Source organism: Microvirga tunisiensis (assembly GCF_009296175.1).
In the GTDB taxonomy this organism is placed as follows: Bacteria; Pseudomonadota; Alphaproteobacteria; order Rhizobiales; family Beijerinckiaceae; genus Microvirga; species Microvirga tunisiensis.
The window spans coordinates 1-4,429 of record NZ_VOSK01000439.1; the positions used below are offsets into that span (position 1 = coordinate 1).

Annotated in this window: 3 protein-coding genes; 1 reads left to right on the forward strand and 2 read right to left on the reverse strand. The window is 51.5% G+C overall.

Features of this window, described 5'->3' with window-relative positions; translation table 11 throughout:
* Positions 1–145 precede the first annotated feature (145 nt).
* On the forward strand, positions 146–388 hold the full coding sequence (gene hfq / locus FS320_RS38760) for an RNA chaperone Hfq (protein WP_162003523.1): 243 nt from the start codon (positions 146–148) through the stop codon (positions 386–388).
* Positions 389–553: 165 nt separating this feature from the next.
* Here the strand turns inward: hfq and FS320_RS38765 are convergent, their stop codons facing one another.
* Complete coding sequence (locus FS320_RS38765) at positions 554–1,033, reverse strand: DUF6398 domain-containing protein (protein WP_338105657.1); 480 nt, start codon at positions 1,031–1,033, stop codon at positions 554–556.
* Between the two features lie 15 nt (positions 1,034–1,048).
* The gene (gene tnpC, locus FS320_RS38770) at positions 1,049–3,850 is read right to left on the reverse strand and encodes an IS66 family transposase (protein WP_152717665.1); all 2,802 of its coding nucleotides are present in this window, start codon (positions 3,848–3,850) and stop codon (positions 1,049–1,051) included.
* Positions 3,851–4,429: the final 579 nt, after the last annotated feature.

Consider the following 4,429-nt stretch of genomic DNA (forward strand, 5'->3'; position numbering starts at 1 on the left):
AGCCTTGACCGGAGCACGCCCGATCAGGCCTACTTCAACCCGCTTCCGCAACGCGCGGCAGCGTAACCCCGGCAGACGCTCCACTTAGCGAACCGAAAACGCTGTTCAACCAAACCGAGCCACCTCATACACGAGGATTAGAGAAGTGGCCGCACAAAGCACCGCAACTCTCCAAGACATCTTCCTGGAATATCTTCGAGACCATGGGATCGAGGTGACGATGTTTCTTGTAAATGGGATCAGGCTCCAGGGCCATATCGGGTCATTCGACAGGTTCGCCATCCAGCTTGTGCGGGGTAATAGCTCGCAACTCGTCTACAAGCATACCGTCACAGCCATCAATCCCGTGGAAGCCATCCAACTGTTCGATCCCAATGCTGATCGGTGATCCTGCTCAGAGCATAGCCGTGCCTGCGCCTCGTGCCATCCTCAGAATTTAGTTTCAGGCCACGGGGCAGTCAGGCACGGTTGTCCGCCAGGAGGGCTTCCGAAGCAAATATGCAAGTTCGAGGAGCATTGTTCGAGCGCTCCAATTGTTGAGTTCTGATCGATCTCAGCTTGGGTCTCGATCAGCGGGGATGTATGGGATCATGCCCTGTTCGAAAGCGATTTCCTGAACCTCACGCGGCATCTCACGCAAATCCACCAGCATCCCGTTAACCTCGGCCATCCATACCAGCGGGTTCCGTTTCAGCAGGCTCGGCAGGGACCATTCCGGATTGAGCGGATTGATGCGGAGCGCTTGGGAGATCACCTTTGCTTTTGCACTGGCTGTGCTCTGACCAATACCGAACCCGGCGCACACATCGGCCTTGGTCATGAACGGCTTGAAGGATCTGTCTAAGAAAAAATCTCTCTGGCCAATTACATAGATGATACCGCAGGCCCAGATCGGGTGATTGTACCCGATAATAAAGTCTGAGTTTCGTTGACGAACCAGTCGTCGTACATAGCCCTCTGATAAGGCTATCGGCAGGGTGGTGAATGGAGACAGCGAACAAGCGTGGCGGAACTTACTGGACTCGCTTCCAATGTCCTGGTTCGGAGATCAGGAAATCGCCTCGCACAACCTCGACAGTGAAGAGGCCAGTGCATCATCTGAGTTCTCGACCCTCTTGGAAATGCGTCTTCCGGATCGAAAACTGAATGCCTGTTCGTTATCCTTCATAAGAAAATCCAAGAAGTCTTGCCCCTGCCCCTTGCACGTTTCTGCGACCGAAAGAATGATTAGGTAGTCACGAACGGATCGTGCTGTGAATACGCCGTTTGCCGTTCTGCGGTGTCGGGCAAACGGCTTAATAAAATGTTCAGCGTTTGTGTTATTCCACGACACCCCGTCGAAATCCAAGAATGTGAACATTCGGTCCCGGTGTTTAGCGATACGAGATCGAATGCGCTCGGCAGGCAACGAGTCAAATTCCTTACTTGAGACCCAATCGCAGAACTCGCAAGCCGCCTTTTTATGCTTCGCGAGGTGCCGCCTCTTGAAGCCGTACCTATCTATTGTCTCCACCGCGCCCTTCAGCACCGTCGAAAAGCTGGCAGCCAGCCTCTTAAGCTCCGTGTCAAATGGATACTTTTGAATTTCCTCATTAAGATCGCGCATCAAGTGGACCAAGCAGCGCTGCTGATGACACTCGATTGAGTCATAGGCCGCGTAGAAGTCTGATACCAGGACGCCCTTGAAGTCTTTGAAAATCTCGGAAAGGAATGAACCTTCTCGGGAGCTTTTATAAAAGTAGTATGCTGAGTGACCATCCGTAATGCACCACACATAGCCGCTTTCAGAGCGCAAATTCGCGTTTGTTTCGTCCACATAAAGGACAGGGCTACTCATGAGCCTTTTTAGAATTTCGTCGTGTGCCTGCCTGTACCGAAACGCAATTGTCTGTTTGAAGTTGTAGATCGCGGGAATGTTTAGTTCTATTCCGAAAAGCCTAGCAACGCCCGCGCGCACTCTCGACATGTTTTGACCGCCGACAAGCATCTGGTACATACACCAACTGACCAGCCCCTTCCCGAATTTTGTCCTGATCGCTGGGAACCCTGCGGGGATGAACTTGTTGTTGCACTTGCGGCAGCGATATTCCTGCGAGAGGTAGAGCACGACCCAGCGTCGAACAGCGGCTCCCGAGAATTTCAGATCGATGATTTGCCGTTTCAATGGACGTAAGGAGCTTAGCTTTCTGCTGCGGCACACCATACAGCGCGATGCGAACACCTCTACAACCTTATTGTTTTTGTGCAGTTTCGGCGTGCGGGAGGGCTCTGGTACTTTACGGTGAGAACGTTTCCTGCTTCTCGCTGACATCTTATCGTGCTGGTAGTCAAAATAGGAGCAGCGATTGATGGTATCGAACTCGGGAATGGCAAATTCTTGCTTCTGGAATTTTCCTCGCTGCCCTGTCTCCTTCTCAATATGATCTGTATGAACGAAAGCCATATTGGGATGTGGCGCTGCGGCCTGCTGGGATATCTCCTCAACCGCGTCGCAAACCACCTTCAACCCGATGCAGTCGTCCATGTTGTAGCGGATTAACTGCTCTTTTGTCGTTTCGTCGTGAGTTTCATTCCATGCGCGCCGCCACAACAGAGCGTGTCCGCCCGAGGCATTTGTGGTGGACCATCGGTGGCCAAGATATCCAGCGACTGCTTTCAAACCATTTGAGTAAACAGGAAAGTATATATGTGGGCCAATGATTGAGAGCACATTGGTCGATCTTTTGATGATGTCGCTAACTTGTTCAGCATGCTCTCCAGAGAGCCTTCGCTGAACGTGCTTCAGCGCTCGAATTTCATAAGAACCATAATGAAAGAATGAGCAGTCGCCACAATCCTTTATGTAGCCGAGCATGTCCAAAATGATGTTTAGGTACTCAGTTTCATTGTCGGCCCAAAATGACCTTTGTTCGAGCATCCCAGGACGACTTACAAGGAGCCCGATCAAGTAGATGGATTTTACATCGGGAAACCCTTCAAAATCAAAATAGACGCGAGTCGCTTTTGTCGGAAATGTTGGAGAACCATGAACAAATATTCTTTGCTCCCTAATCGCACGCGCTTGAAGGGCGAAATAATGAGGGTGCGCGGGGTTTTTAGCTCGCTTTTTGATCCGCCTTGGGCGGAATGTGTATGACAGTTGATTGACGGTAAAAATGCCTTTTCTATTGAGGCGCGCAATCTCTGCTTGAGAAATTCCGCTTAGGAGACTGATGTGGTCTTCGTCAGCAGCCTGCACGCGGCAATGGTTACGAAAATCGCAGATTTGGCAGTGAGCATTAAGGATCAGTGCGGGCCTGTGTGCTGCGCTCTGTAGTTCGAGCAAATCATTGAGAAGTCGTTCACCCCTCTTGAGTCCATGGGAAAGGGGCACAGTCGAAATCTTTCCCTTTGTACGCCAGACAAGTCCTCTTTCAGGAACTCGTCCTTGGAGTTGGGACAGGATAAATCCATATACATCCAACAGGAGCCTCTGAGCCTCATTCACCTGACCACTGCTGTGAACTACAAGTGGTACATAGTGAAAGTCGCCAATCTTTGATGGCCCCGAAACTCTTTGCGCACCGTCGAATTGAAGCGAGACGAGGGCCGTATCATGGAGTCCACCTTTAATATCGGGGATTCCCTGTGCAAGAAACTCAGGCGTTAAAAGGTCATTAGGTATGACCGCATGGCTCTTTATTGGCGAGCTAACGTCTCGGAAAGTAGAGGGCATCCGATGTTCATCATAGTTTATTTCGACAGGTTTTCTTTCCTGAACTGTTGCTGATACTTTGCCGTCAAGCTTCAGATATGCCTTGTAGCGACAAGCTATATAACTTTCGAGCACGTCTCGTGTGATTTTCATCATGACGAAGGCTCCTTGTGGAGTAAGTGTTCCTACTCAATAAGAATGTTCAGGTAACGGCATTCACTTGGGCAACATACAGACTTTCTGACATTCTCCGGTTTCTGCCGCAGTTGCCTCTCTGCCGAAGTGAGGTTCACACCTGTGCATTTCGGGACAGGATCGGCCTCACCATCACCACATGCTTCGCTTCATTCGGCGTAGGTTCCAGTCCGGCTCAGGCTGCCGACTGAGGGTGCTGCGGTCAATCCAATGGTGTAGATCGAGCGGGCCGCACTTGCCCCCGTTGGAGTCCAAGGATGTTAACGGTTCCCGGTCAATTTCTCGCCTTGTGGCGGTCGTTTGGTTCTGCTCGTCGGGAGGCCACATGACGGTCGGAGCGCTGCGTGATCTTTTCGGTATCTCGCCCTCACCTCCGGATGGCTGGCAATCGTCCTGCTCGGAAGCGGCTGGTAGTAATTACCCAGGCCCTTGCGCCAACTGGGATTCGCTGATTCCCTGCTGGTATGGGCCGCGGCGATCTTGAACGTTTGAGCAAGGAAGAGCTGATTGAGTTGGTGCTGCGGCTGCAGCGGCCGCAAA

Bases quoted from the DNA above. Each gene is read 5' to 3' on its own strand.
- tnpC (WP_152717665.1), bottom strand. From the start codon at position 3,850: ATGATGAAAATCACACGAGACGTGCTCGAAAGTTATATAGCTTGTCGC.